The sequence below is a fragment of the Candidatus Zixiibacteriota bacterium genome (genome assembly GCA_017999435.1).
Lineage (GTDB): Bacteria > Zixibacteria > MSB-5A5 > GN15 > FEB-12 > JAGNLV01.
In genome coordinates this window covers 666255-688466 of sequence record JAGNLV010000001.1, presented here as the reverse complement: position 1 = coordinate 688466, position 22212 = coordinate 666255, and the positions used below count along the sequence as shown (strand labels likewise).

Genomic DNA, 22212 nt, shown 5'->3' with positions numbered 1-22212 from the left:
GTCAGATTTGAAATGGGCAATTAGCTCAGTTGGTTAGAGCGTTCGGTTCACATCCGAGAGGTCACTGGTTCGAGTCCAGTATTGCCCATTGTCTTTGACAGAGGAATGGCGTATCACTCCGCGACTCGCACATATGGATTCCTCGCCTGCCCCCTGGGTGCGCGGGCGGGCGAAATCCCCCGACGTGAAGACCAGGCGCATTCGACCGGCCCATCCGGCGGATGCGCTTTTTCATTATGGAGTTTCCCATGAACCATTCTCAGTCCGCCAAGGAGTCCGTTCATATGAATAACGACATCGAGCTGCTTCTGAAGCTTCAGGTGATCGACTACGATCTCGGCGAACTGGAGCGCTCCAAAGAATATATCCCCGACATGATGGCCAACCTCCAGCGGGAAATTCGCGAAGCACAGGAGAAGCTCGATGCCGCCAAACAGCAGCTCTCGGAGGCCAAGGTCTCCCAAAAACACTTCGAAATCGAGATCAAGGCCAAGGAAGGGGACCTCGCCCGGTACCAGCAGCAGATGATGACGATCAAGACCAACAAGGAGTACGATGCCCTCGTGGCCCAGATCGACGCCGTCAAGAACGAGATCGGCTACCGCGAGAAAATGATGCTGGAGGCGATGGAGCGCATCGACGCCCTCGAAAAACTCCTCCCCGAACTCACCCAGCGATTCACCCAAGTTAACGAGAACAACTCCCGCCAGCTGGCGGTTCTGCAGGAAAAGATCAACTCGATCGGCGACACCGTGACCGGCAAGCAGTCCGAACGCGTCCATCTCCTCGAGGGCATCCCGCGCCGGATCATGTCGGTCTACGAGCGGGTCCGCAAGGGCAAAGGCGGCTCGGCCGTGGTCCCGGTCAAGAAACGGTCGTGCAGCGCCTGCCACAAGGCCCTGACGCCCAAACTGGCCCAGGAGATCCGCCGCTCCGACACCATCCTCACCTGCGAGAACTGCGGCCGCCTCCTGTACTGGGATGACGACATTTCGGATACCTGAAACACCCGGCGCGCGCGCCGGGAGGAAAACGATCACGGCCTGCTATGGTGAAAATATCCGCTGACTACGCCCTGACTTTCGACGACGTCCTGCTGGTCCCGGCCCACTCGACCGTCCTGCCCAAAGACACCGACGTCTCCACCGTCATCGGCCCCGACCTCCGCCTCAACATCCCGCTCGTCTCGGCCGCCATGGACACGGTCACCGAGTCCGCCCTCGCCATCGCCCTGGCCCGCCAGGGGGGCCTCGGCATCATCCACAAGAACATGTCCCCCGAGGAACAGGCCGGCGAGGTCGACAAAGTCAAGCGCTCCGAGTCCGGCATGATCGTCGACCCCATCACCCTCCCGCCCGACCGGACCATCGGCGACGCTCTTGAAGTCATGTCCCGCTTCCGCATCTCCGGCATCCCCATCACCGAGCCGGGGGGGAGGCTGGTCGGCATCCTCACCAACCGCGACCTCCGCTTCCAGAAGAATACCCAGCAGCCGATCGGCGAGGTGATGACCCGGGAGAACCTCGTCACCGCCCCCGAGGGAACGGACCTCGAAACCGCCCGGGACATCCTCCACCACCACCGCATCGAGAAACTCCTGATTGTCGATGACCGCTACATGCTCAAGGGCATGATCACGGTGAAAGACATCATGAAGAAGATTCTGTACCCGAACGCCTGCAAGGACGCCCGCGGGCGCCTCCGGGTCGGCGCCGCCGTCGGCGTGGCCGACCTGGAAGCGCGGGCCGACGCCCTGGTGGCCGCCGGGGTCGACGTCCTCTGTGTCGATTCCTCCCACGGCCACAGCCAGGGAGTGCTCGATGCGGTGAGGCAGCTCAAGGCGCGGCACCCGAACATCCCGCTCATCGCCGGCAACGTGGCCACCGGCGAGGGCACGGACGCTCTCATCGACGCCGGCGCCGACTGCGTGAAAGTCGGCATCGGCCCCGGCAGTATCTGCACCACCCGCGTCGTCACCGGCGCCGGCGTCCCCCAGGTCACCGCGATTCTCAACGCGGTGGCCGCGGCCGACCGCCGCGCCATCCCGGTGATCGCCGACGGCGGTATCCGGTACAGCGGCGATATCGCCAAGGCTCTCGCCTGCGGCGCCCGCGCCGTCATGATCGGCTCCCTCTTCGCCGGCACCGAGGAATCCCCCGGCGAAACCGTCCTCTACGAGGGGCGCTCGTTCAAGGTGTACCGCGGCATGGGATCGGTCGGCGCCATGAAACGCGGCAGCAGCGACCGGTACTTCCAGGAACACGCCGAGGAAGCCTCCAAATTTGTTCCCGAAGGGATCGAGGGCCGGGTGCCCTACAAGGGTGCCCTGGCCGATACCGTCTACCAGCTCATCGGGGGCGTCCGCGCCGGACTCGGCATCTGCGGCGCCGCCAGCCTGGAGCAACTGCGGGCCAGAGCCGCCATGGTGCGGATCACCTCGGCCGGCGTCATCGAGTCGCACCCGCACTCGGTGCCGATCACCAAGGAGGCCCCCAACTACCGGCGGATCTACTGACCGCCGGAGCGGATCAACGTGACGTTTTTTGGTGTGTATATATAGATAGAATGCTTGTGGAAGTAGGAGAGACAGTCGCGCTTTAAACGTCGTGTCTTAAAGTGAGGAAAGTCCGAGCTCCGAAAAATCAGGGCGCCCGGTAACACCGGGGCGGAGTGATCCGACGGAAAGTGCCACAGAAACCATACCGCCGACCGGCCGCGGGTCCGCCTGCGGCCCCCGGTAAGGGTGAAATCGCGGTGTAAGAGACCACGGCCGCGTCCGGTAACGGACGCGGCGGGCAAACCCCGCCCGGAGCAAGGCCAAATAGGGGAACAGGGTTGATTTGCCCGCTTATGTTCCCGGGTGGGCCGCGCGGAGCGGCCGGGTAACCGGACCGCCAAGATAAATGACTGTCCCGCCGCTGCGGCGGTCACGACAGAACTCGGCTTATTTCCTGCTTCCCAAGCCTTCATAAATTCCTACTTATGGAGGCTGCGATGAATGTGGCCCACCGGTCCAAGCCGCTCAAATGGGTCGTCGCCGTGGAACCCGATCCCGCGCTGGTCGAGCACCTCGCCGCGGCCACCGGCATTTCCAAAAATATCGTCAAGATCCTCGTCAACCGTGAAATCCGCACCCCCGAGGCCATCGACCGCTTCCTCAACCCGAAGCTCTCCGACCTCGAGGATCCGTTTACCCTCAAGGGCATGACCGAGGGGATCGAACGGGTCACCCGCGCCCTCTTCCAGAACGAGAAGATCACCATTTACGGGGACTATGACGTCGACGGCATCACGGCCACCGCCCTGCTGTACATGGTCCTCAACAAACTCGGCGCCCAGGTTGACTTCTACCTCCCCAACCGCCTGACCGAGGGGTACGGCCTCTCGCGCGAGGGGATCGACGAATCCAAGAACAACGGCGTCAGCCTCATCATCACCGTGGACACCGGCATCACCGCCGTCGAGGAGATCAAATACGCCAACTCCATTGGTATCGACGTTCTCGTCACCGACCACCACGAACCGGGCGGCGACCTGCCCGCGGCCTACACCATCATCAACCCCAAGCAGATCGCCTGCGACTACAAGAGCGAGCTCTCCGGCGTCGGCGTCGCCTTCAAATTCTGCCAGGCCCTCTACCGCGCCCTCAACCAGGATGAAACCGAACTCTGGGAGCACCTCGACCTCGTCGCCCTCGGCACCTCCGCCGACATTGTCCCGCTCGTCAACGAGAACCGCATCCTCACCAAGTTCGGCATCAACCAGATCTCCCGCACCACCAAACCCGGACTGAAATCCCTCACCTTCGTGGCCGGCCTCATGGGCAAAGACATCAGCACCGGCCAGGTCGTCTTCATCCTGGCTCCGCGGATCAACGCCCTCGGCCGCCTGGGGGATGCGGGCAAGGCGATCCGCCTGCTGGCGACGCGCGACGAGCGCGCCGCGGCCGAAATCGCCCGCAAACTCGACAGCGAAAATAAGCGCCGCAAAGAAATCGACGAAACCACCCTCGAGGAGGCCCTCGCCCAGATGGACGACGTATGCGACCTCGAGGCCGACCGCGCCATCGTCCTCGCCCAGAACGACTGGCACCAGGGCGTCATCGGCATCGTCGCCTCCCGTCTCGTCGAGCGCTTCCACCTCCCCACGGTCATGATCTCCATCGTCAACGGCGAGGGCAAAGGCTCCGCCCGCTCCATCCCCGGCTTCCACCTCTGCGAGGCCCTCAAGGAGTGCGAGCACCTCCTCATCCGCTACGGCGGCCACAAGTACGCCGCCGGCCTGTCCATTGCCCCCGACAAAGTCGAGGAGTTCCGACGGCTCTTCGTCGAGGTCTCCAACCGGATCCTCTCCGAGGAAGACATCACGCCCAAGATGCACATCGACCTCGAAATCGAGCTGTCCGACATCGACGACCACTTCATGAACGCCATCGAGGCCTTCGCCCCCTTCGGTCCCCAGAACATGCGCCCGGTGTTTCTCACCCGCAACTGCGAGGTGGTCGGCCAGCCCTACGTGGTCGGCAACAACCACTTGAAAATGCGCCTCCGGAAGGGCGACACCCAGTTCGACGTCATCGGTTTCGGCTTCGGCGACATGGCCCGCATGATCTCGGCGCGCGGCTGTCTCGTCGACGCCGTCTACGTCGTCGAGTACAACACCTACAACGGCGTCACGCGCAAGCAGATTCGCCTGAAAGACCTGCGCCTGACCGCCGGCACCGGGCCGGTGCCGCTGTGACGCCATGACCGTACTCGAACGCTTCCGCAACGGCGACGTCCGCGCCCTCTCGCGCCTCGTCTCCTTCGTCGAGGATCAGGAGAACGGCTACCGCGATCTGCTTGGGCGGCTCTACGCGAGCGTCGGCAAATCCCTCCGCATCGGCGTCACCGGCCCGCCCGGCGCCGGCAAGTCGACCCTCGTCAACGGCCTCACCCACGAACTGCTCAGGGAGAACCGCCGCGTCGGCATCATCGCCGTCGACCCGACCTCCCCTTTCACCGGCGGCGCCCTCCTCGGCGACCGCGTCCGCATGAACGAGTTTCCGGCCGACGGCCGGGTGTATTTTCGCTCGATGGCGACGCGCGGCGCCACCGGCGGCCTCGCCGCCGCCACCAATAACGTCGCCGTCGTCTACGACAGCTTCGGCTTCGACGTCACCCTCATCGAGACCGTCGGCGTCGGCCAGGTCGAACTCGACATCATCAACGCCTGCGACGTGGTGGTGGTGGTCATGGTGCCCGAGTCGGGCGACGCGGTCCAGGCGATGAAGGCGGGTGTGATGGAGATCGCCGACGTCTTCTGCGTCAACAAGTCCGACCGCCCGGGCGCCGAGCGCATCGCTCACGAGCTCCGCTACGCCCTCGAGACGCGCCGCCAGACCGAGGACGCCTGGAAAGTCCCGATCGTGCTCACCGAAGGGCTCAGCCGCAAGGGGGTGGACCAACTGCTCGAACGCATCAACGCTTTCGTCGCTTTCATGAAAGCCCGCGGCCGGTTCGAGCAGCACCGGCGCAGCCAGATCGCCGACCAGATCATCAACGTCCTCCGCTACCGTTTCCAGCGCGAGTTCATCGACAAGATCCAGTCGGCCGAGGAATTCCGCAACGACCTCGATCGCATTTTCCGCGGCGAAACCGACCCCTACACGGTGGGCGACCGCCTGTACCGGAAATACTGCGATACGCACTGAATCGACCTGTCGAATTCACTTGCCGACCTCCCTGCCCGGCCTCTGCCGTATCCTTGCCGGGAAGGTGCGATAGCAGGCCCGGAGTCGACGAGAGGGGAGGTCCTGTGGGATTCAAGTTCGCTTGTCCCAATTGCGGCCAGGAGGCGGCCTCCAGTTTCCTCAGCAAGGGAGAGGAGTTTCTCGGCCGCCATTGCGGTGTGCGGAACCGGGTTCATGCGGAAGCAGCTCGGACCGGCGAGCGCTCATCGCTCATCGAGGCCGCGTCGGAAACGGCGGGCAGCCGCCCGTCGGTGAGATCCTCTGATCCGGACTGGTCCAAACCCTGGACACGATTCTGGGCCAGGACTCTCGACGGTCTGATAGGCATCGTCGCGATGGTCATCATCGTCCTTGTCGTGTCGAACTTTCAGCCGGCGCCGAAGGACGATTCTGCCGGTTTTGCCGCCATTCTGTCTTTCTCGTTGCTGCACTTCTGTTGCATCATCCCTCTCTACGGATTCATCGCCGCCGCCGCGACAAATGTGGTGGTAGTTACGCCCGAGGATTGGACGGTCAAAGGCCGGCTGGGCCGCGGGAGGACCTCCCCCATCCCTCCCAATGCGGGATAGCTGTCTGCGCAGCGGGACTCGGCGGGAAGTGACTTGAATAGATAGAGCCTGCTGATCTGACCTGTCGGATTTTTCGCACTGTCCCCTGTGTGCTGCAGCGAGGTGCGCCGCCCCGTTCCGGACTCCCACGGGCTGCGTGCGAGTCGAGGGCCTGCGCCGGCGAAAACCTCGCCCGGGGTGAAGACAGGTGATCCCTGACGAAAGAGCGGTCAGCCCCGACGGGCCGACCGCTTCACAACCGAAGGCTGGTCCATACCCGCTGCACCGATCGCGTCGGCGCCCGTCATCTCGCCTCGCACGAGACCGGCGCTCTGCCGCCCCGGTAGAGGTAGCCGATCAACTGCCCCACATCCGCAACATCGATGTTCCCGTCTGCATCGAAATCTCCGTGCGCCGGACACCCGCATCCGGGGCCGCCCATAAACAGATGGGACACGAGGTACGTGACGTCCGTGACCTGAATGCTCCCCGAACCGTCCACGTCCCCGCACCGCGCGCAGCAGCATGCGTCCCCCGGACCCTCGTCATCGCTGTTCTCCTGACCGGGGTTGGCCACCAGCGGGCAGTTGTCATACATGTCCGGAACCTCGTCCTGATCGGCATCAGGCAGTATGATGACGTGCACCGGGATGAACTGCGGCGAGTTCCCCGCCTGCGGCGAAACCACCGATACGGTATCGTAGTATTCGCCCGGCGCCAGGCCTACAATATCGGGGAAGATCGTCAGGATCGCGGGTGTGACCGACGACGCCAAACGCAGCTCCATCCAGGGGAGAGCGGCGCTGACAGTGAACGTCAACGGCGCGCCGTCCGACTCCACCGTGATATCCCGACACTTCAGCCCCCCCGCTCCCGGTCCGGGGTCCTGCGCACCGACGCCCGTGCCGGGGTTCTCCGGCATCACGAACGCCGCCGAGGTCGGCGTAAGCACCAGATTTGCCGTCAGCGGCGGCCCCAGCTCCAGCCGGATGAAAAGGAACCGGGTCTCCGCGGCCGCCGATGATTGGACCGCAATCGAATCGATGTAGGTTCCCGCCGTCAGGCCCGCGAGATCCGCCAGCACGGTCACGCTGTCCGGCGTTGCCCCGCCGGCCGAGCCCGTGGCCAACCATGCCGCCTCTTCGGTGACTGTGAACGGGATCACCCGGTCGAATTCTTCCCGCACTGCGAACTTCTGCGGCAGCGGGTTGAGCCCCCCTTCATTCCCCTGGAAATACAAAGTATCCGGTGATAGGACCAGGCTGTACGGCTCGCTGACCACCAGCGTCACCGGCCCCAGCAGCGGCGAATTCGTCGCCTCCTCCGATGTCACCCGAATCGTATCGTGATACGTCCCCGCCGCCAAACCCGTGACATCGACCGTTGCTGTGATGGTCCCCGGCGTCGTGTCATTGAGCGGCGACAACTCGAGCCAGTCCGAGGTCGCCAACACGGCGAACGCCAGCGGTTGCCCGGACGAAATCACGAATGTCCGCCCGGGCGGGTTTCCGGCTCCCGCTACCGCTGCAAAATCCAGCCTCGGGGGCTGCATGATCAGATCGGTCGGCGGGCCCGGCGGAATCGTTATCGCACCGTTCCACGTCGGATAGAACTCTTGGTTCGAGTTGAACTCGACATACGAATAGTTTGTCCCGACTCCCCAGAAAAGCGTATCGAACGTTACCTCGTCGTCTGCCGTCCAGCCCGTCGTATTGAAGAAATACGTAGCCCAGAGACGGCGACCTGACCCGTCGCCGAGCAGCGGGTCCATGAAAGCCAGTCCGCCGAAGAGGAACCGGCGGTTCGCGTTGGTCAGGGCAATCTCTCCCCTCTCATAGAAAAATGTGCCGAGCGTGAAGGCGCCTGCGGTCAGCGGCGATGCCTTGGCGCTGTCCATCTGCACCTTCGCGTTGTCCCAAATGAATCCGGTCGTCGTTCCGCCGAGATCCTCATCGCTGTAGACCCACAACTCGATCCGGAACTGGCCGCTCGCCGGATCGCCGATACCGACGAGCGTGACCGTGTCCATGGTTCCAAACGGATCACTCTGCGCCGCAGCGTTTCCGGCGGCCAGAACGACGGCCGCCGCTCCTGCGAACATGAAGGCTGATTTCATCATGGCGTGACCTTTCCCCACGTAGGTGTTGCGCGGGGAAAAGACCGCCCCAGGCGTGAGTAGCGGACCCCATAGCGTCGCGACCGCTTGCCCGCGTCTAGATTACCGCGGTAATCCCCTGGTGACCGTCAAGCCGCGCAGGCATATCCGAATCGCCATGGGTCGGCAGGTTCCCCGCTTACCGCCAAGGAGATACCTGAAAACCTCGGTGTCAAGCGAATCCTGCCGGTCTTCCGAAGCCCGGTTCCAGTGCCGCTCTCACGGACAGGCTGCCGGCGCCGGCCCGCCGCGAAAAACATAGGCGATCAAGTAGGTGATGTCCCCCACTTTCAACTCGCCGTCGCCGCTCACATCCCCCTCCTCGAAACACTCCGGCAGCGGCCCGCCCCGGAACACCGCCGCGATCAGGAAAGTGATGTCGGCCACATTGACCAGATCCCCCGGATCATCGTTGGCGTTGCCCCGGATTCCCGCGCAGCAGGTGGTCCGTTTGGTCCACGCTGCCAGGCAGGGGGCGATCTTGTCGCCGGCGCGGACGAAAGACCCGCCCACGAGGAGATCCTGCTCGACCGGCTGGACCACGTAGATGCTGCTGTTTGTTCCCGACCCGAGCGGCGTCCAGGCCGCACCGTCCCACGCGCCGATATTGTCCAGGACCTGCAGGTTGTCGGCAGTCGACGAGAACCACCCGCCCGCAATCAAGAGGTCATCGAACGCGCCGAGCGTCTGGACGACCGAATTCAACCCGGAGCCGACGGCCGACCAGGCCGTGCCGTTCCAGGCGGCGACATTGGCCGCCGGATTTCCCCCCGCTGTGGCGAAATACCCCCCCGCAATGAGCCTGCCGTCCCACAGCGCCAAAGCCGCGACATACGGGTTCGGTCCGCCTATCCCGGATCCAAGCGCCTGCCAGGCGAAACCGTTCCAGGCGGCCACCCGGTTGGCCGGCGTCCCGTCGGCGGCCGTAAACCACCCGCCCACGATGAGCTTGCCGTCGAAGACCGCGAGGGCCTGGCCCTGCGGAGACGTGCCTCCGAGCCCGGTTCCCAGCGCGGACCACGAGCCGCCGTCCCAGGCGGCGATGCCGCTCCTGGGCGAACCGCCGGCCATTGTGAACGCCCCGGCGGCGATCAGCCGTCCGTCGAAAACCTCCAGCGCCGCGACCCGGTTGTTGGTCCCCGCGCCCAGGGGCGCCCAGGCGGCACCGTCCCAAGCGGCGATGTTGGCGGCGTCGGCCCCGCCCGCGAGCGTGAACTGCCCCGCGGCGATCAGCTTGCCGTCATACACCGCTACATCGGTCACATGGGGATTGTACCCCCCGCCGATTCCATCTCCCAGCGCCGACCAGGCCGATCCGTTCCAAGCGGCAATCCGGTTAGCCGCCGCGCCTCCGGTTGCGGTGAAAGAACCGGCCGCGATAATGTCTGTCCCGAAGACTGTCAGCGCCCACACGGTGCCGTCGAAGCCTGAAATCGGGCTCAGGCTCGACCATGTGACACCGTCCCACGCGGCGATTCCGCCGGCTGGCCGGCCCTCGCCGCTGGTGAAACTGCCCCCGGCCATCAGCACGCCGTCGAACTCGACCAGCGCGGAAACCGTATAGTACGCCTCCCCGCCGGTTCCGATCGGCGACCACCCGCTGCCGTTCCACGCGGCGATGCCCCGCGCCGTGTCGTTGCCGGCGGTGGCGAACTGTCCCCCCGCCACCAAGTCGCCGCCGTACACCGCTAGGGCGTACACCGATGAACTCACGCCGGCGCCGAGCGCCGACCACCGGCTTCCGTCCCAGGCGGCGATGTTGTTCGCCGGCGCCCCGGCGGCCGAGGTGAAGCCGCCCGCGGCGATCAGTCGGCTGTCGTACTCCGCCAGTGACTGCACGTAGAAAGACTCCCCGCCGACGCCCGTCCCGAGCGAGCGCCACGAACTGCCGTTCCAGGCGGCGATCCCAACCGCGGGCGACCCTCCGGCGGAGTTGAACGCACCGCCGGCGATGAGTTCGCCGTTGTAGCTCTTGAGCGCGTTGACATACGGGTAACTCCCGCCGATCCCGGCGCCGAGCGGCGCCCAGGAGACGCCGTTCCACGCCGCCACCTTGTGGGCGGTCACGCCCCCGATCGTATTGAACCCGCCGCCGGCGATCAACTCTCCGTCATGCACGGTCAGCGCGTATACCGCGCTGTCATCGATCCCCGCGCCGAAAGTCGACCACGCGGTGCCGTCCCAGACGGCAATGTCATTCGCCGCGATCCCGCCCGCCGAGTCGAACCACCCCCCGACTATCAGTTGGCCGTCGTACACCACGAGAGCATAGATTGAAGAATTCACGCCGGAGCCGAGCGCCGACCATGCCGACCCGTTCCAGACGGCGATATTGCGCGCCTCGACGTTCGCCGCGACGGTGAAACTCCCGGCGATGACCAGATTGCCGTTGTATGCGGCCATGGCGTTCACTGCCCCGGACACGCCCGGAAAAGACGGCGACAGGGTGTTGTCCCAGAAGACGTCGTCGGGATGGCCAAAGGCGGCGTCAGAGGTTCCGCTTCCGGCCGGCTCGGGGGGCGGAAGCGCTGGTCTCGACTGGGCCAGGCCCACTTCGAGCAGTCCGCCCGCCAGGAGAAAAGCCGCTGCAGCCCGGGCAATCAGGCGCGATGTGAATGTCATGAGGATCCCTTCGTCAGGTGCGGTCTCGGGTTGTTGTCTCAGCAACGAATGGGCGACGTCGCGGCGATCTGATCTGCGGCGCCCTCGGCTGGTCCCCGCTTCATCGGGTGTTTTGCCGAGTGGAATGCCCGTCGTACCCTCAATATATCGGACCAAGACCGATCGGCAAGGTCAAACCGGTCTGCGTCACGGCCGGCGGCCGTCCGGGTATTCTGCCGGCGGATCGGCGCGGGGGAGAAGGTCTCACGGACAGGCTGCCGGCGCCGGCCCGCCGCGAAAAACATAGGCGATCAAGTAGGTGATGTCCCCCACTTTCAACTCGCCGTCGCCGCTCACATCCCCCTCCTCGAAACACTCCGGCAGCGGCCCGCCCCGGAACACCGCCGCGATCAGGAAAGTGATGTCGGCCACCGTGATGTTGTCGTTGCTGTCGCCCTCGGCGTTCCCGCGAATCCCTGTGCAGCACGCTGCATCGAACTTGGCGACGAACAGGTCGATGCCTGTCCGCGCCGCCTGGTATGCGCTCTCGGTCGGGAAGTCGTCGGAGTAGGTGTATCCCGCGACATAGACTCCGCCGCCGCTGTCGCGCGCGATGTCCGTCCCCAGGTCGATCATCTGGCCGCCCAGGTAGGTGCTCCAGAGCGCGCTCCGCCCGTTGGGGGACAGCCGGGTGACAAAGGCGTCCGCCGTTCCCTGGTCTCCCTGGTACGCATAGCTCTGCGGGAAATTGGTCGAGTAGGTGTTCCCGGTGATGTATGCCCCGCCGTCGCTCCCCAGCGCGATGTCCCATCCCTCGTCGAGTCCGTTTCCGCCCAGGTAGGTTCCGTACACGAGGCCGTTCCCGCCCGCCGTCAGCTTCACTACAAATGCATCGAGCGTGTCCTGATTGGCCTGGTAGGCGTTCTGCGTCGGGAAATTGTTCGAATAGGTCCGGCCGGTAATGGAGGCGAACCCCGCCCCGTCCACCGCAATCCCCATCCCCGCGTCGTAAGCGCTCCCCCCGAGGTAGGTCGCGTACACCAGGCTCCCGCCGGCCGCCGCGATCTTCACGGCGAACGCATCGTGCCCCGGCTGGTCGCCCTGGAACGGGCTTTGCGTCGGAAACGCCGTCGACCGCGTGTGTCCGGTCACGTAGGCCGCCCCGGCAGCGTCGGCCGCAATCCCGCGGCCCCAGTCCTCGCCTTCGCCGCCGAGGTATGTGCTGTAGAGAGCGGGGCCGCCGGCCGACGGAATCTTCACCACGAACGCGTCCGCTCCGCCCTGGAACGTCTGGATGGCGTTGATCGTGGGCAGGTCGTCCGAGAGCGTGTATCCGGTGACATAGGCCGCACCGTCGGCGCCGAGTGCGATCCCCCAGGCATACTCCGCGTTGGTTCCGCCGGCGTACGTGCTGAACGTCAGGCTGTTGCCGGCCGGCGCGAGTTTTGCGATCACCGCGTCCGCGCTGGCGCCGTCCGGCACATCCGGGTCGGTCTGCCAGGCGCTCACAGTCGGGAAATCCGTCGAGTACGTCTGTCCGGTGACGGCGGCGCTTCCCTCGCCGGTCACCGCCAGGTCAAAGCCGTAATCCGCCCCGCTCCCCCCGAGATAGGTGGAATAGACCAGGTCGCTGCCGTCGGCCGCAAGCTTGGTTACAAACAGATCGGCGTCCCCGCCCAGCGTTCCGTCGTATGGCGCCGCGGTCGGAAAATCCGCCGAGTACGTTGTCCCGGCCACATAGATCGCCCCCGCGTTGTCCACGGCCACGCCGTTGCCCTGCTCCCGGTCCGTTCCGCCGAGAAACGTCCCGTACACGAGCACCGGGTCGATGACCGCCGGCTGTGAGGGGTCGTACCCTGCCCCCAGACGGAAGCTGAATTCCCGCGGGCCGGTGATGACGAATGCCGCCTCCACCGACCACCGCACCCCGTGCGCCTCCTGGTGCGCGACCGGCCGCGACTCGCGGAGATCTCCCCAGGCGGTCTTGATCACTAGCCCGCCCTCCGGGTCGATCGCCAGCCCCTCGGCCCCCTCGTAGCGCACCCGGATCTGCGTATAATCCGCACCCGCCGCGATCCGGAAATCATACTCGACCGCTCCCCCCGGCGACCCCGGATCAGCCGCAATCCCCCGGTACACCAGGTCGATCCCAGGGTACACTTCGGTCAGCCGTATCTCCGCAAAATTCGCGACCTCGGTCCGCCAGCGCGAAGGGTCATCGCCGAGGAAGAAATGGCACCGGGAGGCGGTCGGATTCACTCCCGTCGCCGTCGCCGCACGGTTCGCTCCGGCCAGCGCCGCTTTGACCGTCAGCAGTTCCGCCGCCTCCGGTTTGCGGGCGACCTGGTCGGTCGAGAGAGCCGAGCGGCCCGCCGCGTGGCGGTCGCCGAGAACCCGCGTAAACTGGTAGTACACCCCGCCCGTCGTGAACCACAGAGCGGTCGGTCCGTCCTCGGCCCGAAAGAGGATGCTGTCGGGCCACTGTCCGCGATTCTCCGTGAATGTCGGCGTTGACGGGCGGCAGTTCGCCGGCGCGGCGGCGGCCGCCACAAGGATAGCTGCAATGATGAGAGAGATACAATCCCGCATACGCTGGTGTTCCTGGGTATGGCGTTGTCCGAGTATTCAGAGGCCCCGCGCCGCTGGCGCTGCAGCCCCGGTTTTCCGCGAAGACCACCTAATATACTAGTGTCGGCGCGGATAGCCAACATCTTTGACGCCCGCGTCTCGGCCTGCGCGCGGCCTGCGCCTCGCGTTACCCCATTGCCGGTCGTCGTTTCCGACCTCGCCCGGCGCGCCGATGACACAGCCCGGAGCGAACGTCGAGAGACAAAGCGGCGGGTCATTCGGCGCTATCTCGTAACGCCGTCTCCATTGTCTGATCCGCCGGCCATGCCCCGGTGCTTCGCTCGGCCGGCACCTGCCCCAACTCGTCGACAATGGTGGCGCAGACGCGTGCCCAGGTGAACCGCTCCCGGTACCTCGCGTAACCTGCCTCGCCCATCGCTTGCGCCAAACCCGGATTCGCCAGCAGCCGGAGCACACGGTCCGCGAGCTGCGCGGCGTTCCCTTTCGGCACCAGATAGCCGGTCTGTCCCTCGGTGACCATCTCCGGGATGGAGCCGATGTCGCTCGCGACACACGGCAACCCGGCGGCCATCGCCTCCCGAATCACATTGGGGAATGCATCGGCCAGCGTGGGGTGCACGAAGATCGAGGCGGATCGGAACGCCTCGCCGAGTGTCTGCAATTGCTGCGGCTGATCCTTGGACAGCGGTCCGTGGCAGATCACCCCTTGCGGCAGCCCCGTGAGAGTCGGCCCCAGCAGGATGAGCCGGGCCTCCGGCGCCTCCCGCTTCACCTTCTCGAACGCCTCCAGCAGCACCGGTCCACCCTTGTGAACCCAGTCGAAAGCGGAGAAGAGGATGGTCTTGGCGCCGTAATTTCGTTCGGGGTTGCGGATCAGCGTCTCGTCGATGTTTATCCCCGCGCCGACCACCTTCACGCGCTCGGGCGCGCAGCCGAAGTCATCGATCATCGACTGCGCGAGAAACCGGCTGAAACAGAACACCCGGTCCATCGAGCGGTAGACGGCGCGCTCGAATTCCCTCTGTTTGCGAAATATGGCGTCGGATGTCTGATACGTGGCGTACGTGCGTTGCGACAGAGCGCAGTTGCCGTCGGCCAGCAGCCCCCGGGGGCAATCGAGCGCGGCGGCGAGATTGTAGTACGCCCCGATCTGGAGGCTCGCGTTGAACGCGCCGCGGTAATTTCGGAGGATCTTTCTGACCGCCCGCGCCGACAGGCACTTGCGAAAGGGCAGGCTCCTTCGCCACCGGGCCCGCCACCGCCGCATGTTCGGGTGGAACGCCCGCGCCTTGTAGAACATCGTGAGCGGGCGCGAGGGATACGGGGTGAATGCATCCACGAGCACACCTTGGCGACGGAACTCGCTCCACAGGTATCTCGAGGACCCCGAAAATGTCCTGATGTCCCAGGGATCGCCGTAGTCAATCCCCAGCATCCTGACACAATCGCAGTTCGGCCTTGCGATGAGTCACCTCCCCTTGCTTCAAGGGTATGTCGGGCGTCGTGCTGTCGGCCGCCGGCGACCCGGCCGCCGGGCGATCTCTGGATCGCAGAGATATACGCCCTATAGTTCCAGTATACACCGGTCGGCCCGACACGGCAAGGACTTTCGCGCGGTGCGCTCCTCCGATGACGGGCGGTTTGCGAGACCCGGCCGCTAACCCCATGAGAATCTTTTGCTTTCCCGGCGCCGCCGGGGGCGGATTTTCCCCCGCGCCGCTTGCGTTTCCCCGCCCGACCGCTTATCTTCGAGTCTTGAACACTGTAACCTGAAGGAGTGAGCCGGCCATGTTCCTGAAGAAATTTCTCGACCAGCTCAAGGCCCACCGTCAGACCTGGGACCAGACGGCCGAGAAGTACCGCGCCCAGAAATCCATGCCCCGTTTCTTCACCGTCTCCGGCGTCGACATCAACGACCTCTACACCCCCGATTCCATCGCAGGCGCCGACCGCGAGGATTACTTCTGGCGCAACCTCGGCTTCCCCGGCGAGTATCCCTACACCCGCGGCGTGCACCACACCCTGTACCGGACCAAGCTCTGGACCATGCGCCAGTTCGCCGGCATGGGCACCCCCAGGCAGACCAACGAGCGTTTCCACTACATCCTCGCCAACGGCGGCACCGGCCTCTCGACCGCCTTTGACCTGCCCACCCTGATGGGGTATGATTCCGACCACCCCCGTTCGCTCGGCGAGGTGGGGAAGTGCGGGGTGGCCGTCGACACGCTGGCCGATATGGAGATCATCTTCGACCGCATCGACCTCGGCCGGGTCTCGACCTCCATGACCATCAACTCGCCGGCGTCGATGATCCTCGCGATGTACCTCGCGGTGGCCGAGAAGCAGGGCGTTCCGTTCGCCGCGGTCACCGGCACGCTCCAGAACGACATCCTCAAGGAGTATATCGCGCAGAAGGAATTCATCTTCCCGCCGCGCCCGTCGCTCCGCCTCATAACCGACATGATCGCCTACTGCACGCGGCACGTTTCGAAATTCAACACCATTTCGATCTCCGGTTACCACATTCGCGAGGCCGGCTCGACCGCCGTGCAGGAGCTGGCGTTCACTCTCGCCGACGGTTTCCAGTACGTCGATTCGTGCCTCGAGGCGGGGATGGGCGTCGATGAGTTTGCGCCGCGGCTGTCGTTCTTCTTCAACGCCCACAGCGACTTCTTCGAGGAGATCGCCAAATACCGCGCCGCCCGCCGCATCTGGGCGCGCCACCTGCGCGAGCGCTACCGGGCGCAGGATGAACGCTCGTGGAAACTCCGCTTCCACACCCAGACCGCGGGCGTCTCGCTGACCGCCCAGCAGCCCGAGAACAACATCGCCCGCGTCGCCATCCAGGGACTCTCGGCCGTCCTCGGCGGCACGCAGTCGCTCCATACGAATTCGATGGATGAGACGCTCGCGCTGCCCTCGGAGAAGGCCGCCCGGATCGCCCTGCGCACCCAGCAGATCATCGCCTACGAAACCGGCGTCGCCAACACCATCGACCCGCTCGCCGGCTCGTACTTCGTCGAGGCCCTCACCGACCAGATGGAGGCCGGGGCCGAGGCCTACTTCAGAGAAATCGCCGAGCGCGGCGGTGTTCTCAAATGCATCGAGGACGGCTTCTTCCAGCAGGAAATCGCCCGCGCCGCCTATGCCCACCAGCAGGAACTCGAACGCGACGAGCGCGTCATCGTCGGCGTCAACCGCTTCCAGCTCGAGAACGAGGAAATCGACATCCCCGTCCTCCGCATCGACCCGCAGATCGAGCGCGACCAGGTCGCCTTTCTGAAAAAAGTGAAAGCCGAGCGCGACCGCGCCCGGGTCGAAGCGAGCCTCGAGACTCTGCGCCGGGTCGCCCGCGGCCAGGGCAACACTTTCGAGGCCCTCCTGGAGTGCGCCCGGGCCTACGCGAGCGTGGGGGAGATGTGCGACGTCCTCCGGCAGGAGTGGGGGGAGTGGGTCGAGTCCCAGGCGGCCATGATGCCGAGCTGAACTCGGCGGAAAAGCTACACGAGCCTTACGACAGAGAGATTCAGGTATGCCAGACAAAATCCGCGTCCTGCTTGCGAAACCCGGCCTCGACGGCCATGACCGCGGCATCAAAGTCATCGCCGCGGCCCTCCGCGACGCCGGCATGGAGGTTATCTACACCGGCCTCCGCCAGACCCCGCCCATGATCGTCGACGCCGCCATTCAGGAAGATGTCGACGCGATCGGCGTCTCCATCCTCTCCGGCGCCCACATGACCCTCTTTCCCGCGATTCTCGAGGAAATGAAGAAGAAGGGGGCCGGGGATATCATCCTCTTCGGCGGCGGCATCATCCCGGAGGACGACAAAGCCGCGCTCGAGAATATGGGCGTCGGCAAGATCTTCACCCCCGGTGCTCCGACCGAGGCCGCCATCGAGTACCTCCGCGAGGCGGTCGCGAAGAAACAGAAAGGCGAGCAGATCATGTAGGCCGGGTTCCGAGGGCCGGCCGCCCGCGGCGACCCGGCGGCCCGCCGATGACCCCCTGCGAATACAGGCACAATGTCACTCTATAACAACCCCGTCAGGGAGGACCCATGAACAGGAATATCGACCCGCGGCAACAGGCTGTCCGCGACCAGGTCAAGCAGTTCGCCGAGAAGGAGATCTACCCGATCACGCGCGAACTCGACCAGATGCCCGAACCGCGCCGCTTCCCCACCGAGCTCTACCGCAAGATCGGCGCCGCCGGCTTCATCGGCTACGCCATGCCCAAAGAACTCGGCGGTTCCGGCAAGTCGCACCTCGAGTACATCACCCTGGTGGAGGAGCTCTGCTACCACGACCCGGCCGTAGGCCTCCTCTGCGCCGTCGGCGAACTCGCCACCCACCCGATCATCCACTTCGCCTCCGACCAGCAGAAGAAGAAGTATGTGCCCGACTGCGCCCGCGCCGCGCGCATCCCCGCGTTCGTGCTCACCGAGCCGAACGCCGGTTCCGACGCCGCCAACCAGCAGACCGAGGCGGTCGAGGGGGACGGCGGCTTCATTCTCAACGGCGAGAAGATCTTCATCATGCACGGCGACGCGGCCGACCTGGCCGTGGTTTTCTGCAAGGTCAAGGACAAGCCCAAACTCTCCGCCTTCATCATCGACGATCTCAAGCAGCCCGGCTGGCAGGCCCGCACCCTCCGGCAGAAAATGGGGATGCGCGCGGCGACCACCGGCGGCATCCACCTCAAGAACGTCTTTGTCCCCAAAGAGAACCTGCTCGGCGAGTTCGGCAAGGGTTTCCGCTACGCCATGACCACCCTCGACTCGGCCCGTGTCGGCGTGGCCGCCCAGGGCGTCGGCATCGCCCAGCGGATGCTCGATGAGGCCGTGGCCTACGCGAAGAAGCGCGAGGCCTTCGGCGCGCCGATCGCCAAGCTGCAGGCGATCCAGTGGATGATTGCCGACATGGCCACCCGCCTGGCGGCGGCCCGCCACCTGACCTACCACGCCGCTAAACTGCAGGACGCCGGCGAATCGTTCGGGCTGGAGGCCTCCATGGCCAAGCTCTACTGCTCCGAGACCGCCCGCTTCTGTGTCGACCGGGCCATGCAGATCCACGGCGGCTATGGCTACATCGGCGAGTTCTCCCACATCGAGAAATTCTACCGCGACCAGCGCGTGCTCGAAATCTACGAGGGAACCTCCGAGGTCCAGCGCCTGGTCATCGCGGGCAATGTGATCGGACGGTAATGCGCCTGGGCGATTGCGACATCACTCCCTTCGTCGAACGGCGGTTTCGCCTCGACGGAGGGAGTATGTTCGGGGTCGTCCCCAAGGCGATCTGGCAGACCCTCCTGCCGGCGGATGGCGAGAATCGGATTGCGATGGTGACCAACCTGTTTGTGCTGCGCGGCCGCGGGGCTGTGACGCTCTTCGACGCCGGTTTCGGCGACACCCTCACCCCGCGCGAGGAGAAGATCTACGGCGTCGAGTCGGCCTCGGGCCTTGAGGAGGGCCTGGCCGGCCTCGGGCTGGCCCCCGCCGACGTCACCCGCGTCGTCCTGAGCCACCTCCACACCGACCATGCCGCCGGCGCCGTCCGGCGCGCCGACGGCCGCTTCGTCCCGCGCTTTCCCGGGGCCGTGTACGTCGCCCACCGACGCGAATGGGAGGCCGCCATGCACCCCAACGAGCGCACCGCCGCCGTCTACAGCCCCGAACGCCTGCAGGCGCTCGCCGACGCCGGACAGGTGCAGTTCATCGAGGGGGACACGGTCCTGAGCGAGGGCCTGCGCGCCGTCCCCACCGGCGGCCACACCGAGGGACACTTCGGCCTGGAGATCGAGGGCGGCGGGCGGAAAGTCTGGTACTACGCCGACCTGTTTCCCACGGCCGCGCACCTGAAACCCGCCTACGTCCCGGCCGCCGACCTCTACCCGCTGGAGACCATGGCGGTCAAGCTCAGGCTGCTGCCGCGCATCGTCGCCGAGGGCGTCATTCTCGCTGTCGACCACGACACGGCCATGCCGCTGGCCACGCTGGCCATGGAGGGGACTCGGACAGTGGCGAGGTCTGTTGAACAGTATCGCCAACGTCATCGATAAATGGAGGGGATAATGCCGACGGTGTTTCTTTGCCACAGCTCCAAAGACAAGCCCTTCGTAAGAGGATTAGCAGCCGAGCTGACCAAGCAAGCGATAGATGTTTGGATCGATGAAAAAGAAATCAACGTAGGCGATTACTTGGCTGAGAGAGTCTCGAAGGGCATCTCTGATTCCAAGTTCATGGTGGTCGTGCTATCAAGAAACTCTGTCGACTCCAGATGGGTTCAGGTCGAGATGAACAAGGGCATGAGCAAGGAAATTGAGGATCGGCGCACCGTAGTGTTGCCAATCGTCATTGATGATTGTCAAATCCCCCCTGTACTCCAAGGGAAGGTGTATGCCGACTTTCGAAGCCCGTCAGACTTCGAGGAGCCGTTTAGGCTCCTGTTAAGAGCTATCGGAATCAGTGAACTGCCCGAAGCTATATCGAACCCGCAGGCGTCTGAGGCAACGACCGGGTTAGCTAGCCAGGTTCAAGTAGTGAAGCACCCAGAAGATGTTCTTCATTACTTCCCCGATATCACGGTCTTGGGCGTGGATAGAGGTAACGTTAAGCGGATTGATGACGTCGGTGGTGGGCTTGCGCTTTATGATGTGCCCTTCATACTGTCCGTCACTCCTCCCGCTGGCTGGAAATCCATCTTCGACGAGGAGCGGGCCCATCCTCGGCATACGATGTGGCGCAAGGCGCGTGTTGAGGAAGACCGCATAGTTGTCCGATGTGCTTTGTATGAGGTGAGGCAATACCATTTCGACGATATCAGGCAAGACGTTGCGGCTTCCAATCAGAAATACCGGGACTCGCTCGTGAAGCAAGAGCGCGAGTATCGAGACAGAGTCAGGCAAGAGAGCGACGAGCAAGAGCGCATTGACGATGCGTTGGAAGGGCTTGATTGATTGTCACTTCCGGTGCAAAGAGACTGAAAACAAGCGGTATTCGGCATAGTCTAGAGCGAGAGTGAACGCCATGTCCATTGAAGACAGACTCCAGCGCCTGGAGGCGGCGCGCCGCGAGGCCCGCCTCGGCGGCGGCCAGGAGCGCATCGACGCCCAGCACGCCAAGGGCAAACTGACCGCCCGCGAGCGGATCGAACTCCTCTGCGACCCGAACTCGTTCGAGGAATTCGACATGTTCGTCACCCACCGCTCGAGCGATTTCGGCCTCGACAAACAGCGCATCCTCGGCGACGGCGTCATCACGGGCTGCGGCAAGGTCCACGGCCGCCTCGTCTACATCTTCAGCCAGGATTTCACCGTCTTCGGAGGCTCCCTCTCCGAGGCCCACGCCGAGAAGATCTGCAAGGTCATGGACATGGCCATGAAAGTCGGCGCCCCGGTCATCGGCCTCAACGACTCGGGCGGCGCCCGCATCCAGGAGGGCGTCGTCTCGCTCGGCGGCTACGCCGACATCTTCCTGCGCAACACCCTCGCCTCGGGCGTCGTGCCGCAGATCTCGGCCATCCTCGGTCCCTGCGCCGGGGGCGCCGTCTACAGCCCCGCCATCACCGACTTCACCCTCATGACCAAAGGCACCTCCTACATGTTCGTTACCGGCCCCAACGTGGTCAAGACGGTCACCCACGAGGAGGTCACCTCCGAGGACCTCGGCGGCGCGGCGGTCCATGCGAGCCGGTCCGGGGTCGCCCACTTCGCCTGCGACAACGAGGCCGACACGATCGCGAAGATCAAGCGGCTGCTCGAGTACATCCCCCAGAACAACTGCGAGGACCCGCCCGTCGCCGAGTGTGCCGACCCGCCGGGGCGCGAGGACGATCTCCTCAACACTCTCGTTCCCGACAACCCCAACCAGCCCTACGACATGAAAGAGGTCATCGCCCGCATTGTCGACCAGGGTTCGTTTTTCGAGGTCCACGAGGACTTCGCCCCGAACATCATCGTCGGTTTCGCCCACCTCGGCGGGCGCTCGATCGGCATTGTCGCCAACCAGCCGGCCGTGCTCGCCGGCGTGCTCGACATCAACTCCTCGCGCAAAGGCGCGCGCTTCATCCGCTTCTGCGACTGCTTCAACATCCCCATCCTCACTTTCGAAGACGTCCCCGGTTTCCTGCCCGGCACCGACCAGGAACACAACGGCATCATCGTCAACGGCGCCAAACTCCTCTATGCCTACTGCGAGGCCACCGTGCCCAAAGTCACCGTCATCACCCGCAAAGCCTACGGTGGCGCCTACGACGTCATGAATTCCAAACACGTCCGCGGCGACATGAACTACGCCTGGCCGACGGCCGAGATCGCCGTCATGGGCCCCAAGGGCGCCGTCGAGATCATCTTCCGCAAGCAGATCGCCGACGCCTCCAGCCCCGAGCTCGAGACCCAGCGCCAGACCGAGATGTACCGCGAGAAATTCGCCAATCCCTACATTGCCGCCTCGCGCGGCTACATCGACGATGTGATCGAGCCGAAGACGACCCGCCCGCGCCTCATCCGGGCGTTCGAGATGCTGGCGACGAAGAAAGACAGCAACCCGCCGAAGAAGCACGGGAATATACCGCTGTAGCCGGAGAGGAC

At 64.8% G+C, this 22212-nt stretch carries 15 protein-coding genes, 1 tRNA gene and 1 other RNA gene; 13 read left to right on the top strand and 4 right to left on the bottom strand.

The annotated features are described in order from the left end of the window. The first annotated feature begins 14 nt into the window (after positions 1 to 14). From KA261_02990 to KA261_02960, 7 genes are all read left to right on the top strand, one after another. Positions 15 to 88, top strand: a tRNA-Val gene (locus KA261_02990). Positions 89 to 284: 196 nt separating this feature from the next. Continuing rightward, entirely contained in the window at positions 285 to 1004 is a 720-nt protein-coding gene (locus tag KA261_02985) for a hypothetical protein (GenBank protein MBP7696752.1), read from the top strand. Positions 1005 to 1048: 44 nt separating this feature from the next. Then, a complete protein-coding gene (gene guaB, locus KA261_02980) occupies positions 1049 to 2515 on the top strand; it encodes an IMP dehydrogenase (protein ID MBP7696751.1) in 1467 nt (488 codons plus the stop codon). A gap of 59 nt (positions 2516 to 2574) precedes the next feature. Beyond that, positions 2575 to 2962: RNase P RNA component class A (gene rnpB, locus KA261_02975), an RNA gene on the top strand. A gap of 32 nt (positions 2963 to 2994) precedes the next feature. Beyond that, positions 2995 to 4740: a single-stranded-DNA-specific exonuclease RecJ gene (recJ, locus tag KA261_02970; GenBank protein ID MBP7696750.1), complete on the top strand. Its 1746-nt coding sequence runs from the start codon at positions 2995 to 2997 to the stop codon at positions 4738 to 4740. Positions 4741 to 4744: 4 nt separating this feature from the next. Further along, positions 4745 to 5692, top strand: coding sequence for a methylmalonyl Co-A mutase-associated GTPase MeaB (gene meaB, locus KA261_02965; GenBank protein MBP7696749.1), 948 nt, complete (start codon positions 4745 to 4747; stop codon positions 5690 to 5692). 104 nt (positions 5693 to 5796) lie between these two features. Continuing rightward, positions 5797 to 6300: a hypothetical protein gene (locus tag KA261_02960; GenBank protein MBP7696748.1), complete on the top strand. Its 504-nt coding sequence runs from the start codon at positions 5797 to 5799 to the stop codon at positions 6298 to 6300. A gap of 283 nt (positions 6301 to 6583) precedes the next feature. Here the strand turns inward: KA261_02960 and KA261_02955 are convergent, their stop codons facing one another. The 4 genes from KA261_02955 to KA261_02940 all read right to left on the bottom strand — a co-directional run bounded on the left by KA261_02955 (position 6584) and on the right by KA261_02940 (position 14963). After that, positions 6584 to 8398 carry a hypothetical protein gene (locus KA261_02955; protein ID MBP7696747.1) on the bottom strand — a complete coding sequence of 605 codons (1815 nt, stop codon included), beginning with the start codon at positions 8396 to 8398 and terminating at the stop codon, positions 6584 to 6586. 255 nt (positions 8399 to 8653) lie between these two features. Next, complete coding sequence (locus KA261_02950; protein MBP7696746.1) at positions 8654 to 11056, bottom strand: hypothetical protein; 2403 nt, start codon at positions 11054 to 11056, stop codon at positions 8654 to 8656. Between the two features lie 243 nt (positions 11057 to 11299). Next, positions 11300 to 13624, bottom strand: coding sequence for an SBBP repeat-containing protein (locus KA261_02945; GenBank protein ID MBP7696745.1), 2325 nt, complete (start codon positions 13622 to 13624; stop codon positions 11300 to 11302). Between the two features lie 253 nt (positions 13625 to 13877). Next, positions 13878 to 14963: a glycosyltransferase family 4 protein gene (locus KA261_02940; GenBank protein MBP7696744.1), complete on the bottom strand. Its 1086-nt coding sequence runs from the start codon at positions 14961 to 14963 to the stop codon at positions 13878 to 13880. A gap of 449 nt (positions 14964 to 15412) precedes the next feature. Between KA261_02940 and KA261_02935 the strand changes: the two genes are divergently transcribed. The 6 genes from KA261_02935 to KA261_02910 all read left to right on the top strand — a co-directional run bounded on the left by KA261_02935 (position 15413) and on the right by KA261_02910 (position 22201). Continuing rightward, entirely contained in the window at positions 15413 to 17110 is a 1698-nt protein-coding gene (locus KA261_02935; protein MBP7696743.1) for a methylmalonyl-CoA mutase family protein, read from the top strand. A gap of 46 nt (positions 17111 to 17156) precedes the next feature. Beyond that, complete coding sequence (locus tag KA261_02930) at positions 17157 to 17576, top strand: cobalamin B12-binding domain-containing protein (protein ID MBP7696742.1); 420 nt, start codon at positions 17157 to 17159, stop codon at positions 17574 to 17576. Between the two features lie 107 nt (positions 17577 to 17683). Beyond that, positions 17684 to 18829, top strand: a complete 1146-nt coding sequence (locus KA261_02925; protein ID MBP7696741.1) for an acyl-CoA dehydrogenase family protein — start codon at positions 17684 to 17686, stop codon at positions 18827 to 18829. After that, positions 18829 to 19683: an MBL fold metallo-hydrolase gene (locus KA261_02920; GenBank protein MBP7696740.1), complete on the top strand. Its 855-nt coding sequence runs from the start codon at positions 18829 to 18831 to the stop codon at positions 19681 to 19683. Before KA261_02925 ends, KA261_02920 begins: the two co-directional genes overlap by 1 nt. Positions 19684 to 19695: 12 nt before the next feature. Continuing rightward, complete coding sequence (locus KA261_02915; protein ID MBP7696739.1) at positions 19696 to 20580, top strand: toll/interleukin-1 receptor domain-containing protein; 885 nt, start codon at positions 19696 to 19698, stop codon at positions 20578 to 20580. A 70-nt stretch (positions 20581 to 20650) separates the two neighbouring features. Continuing rightward, positions 20651 to 22201 carry an acyl-CoA carboxylase subunit beta gene (locus KA261_02910; protein ID MBP7696738.1) on the top strand — a complete coding sequence of 517 codons (1551 nt, stop codon included), beginning with the start codon at positions 20651 to 20653 and terminating at the stop codon, positions 22199 to 22201. The last annotated feature ends 11 nt before the right edge of the window (positions 22202 to 22212 follow it).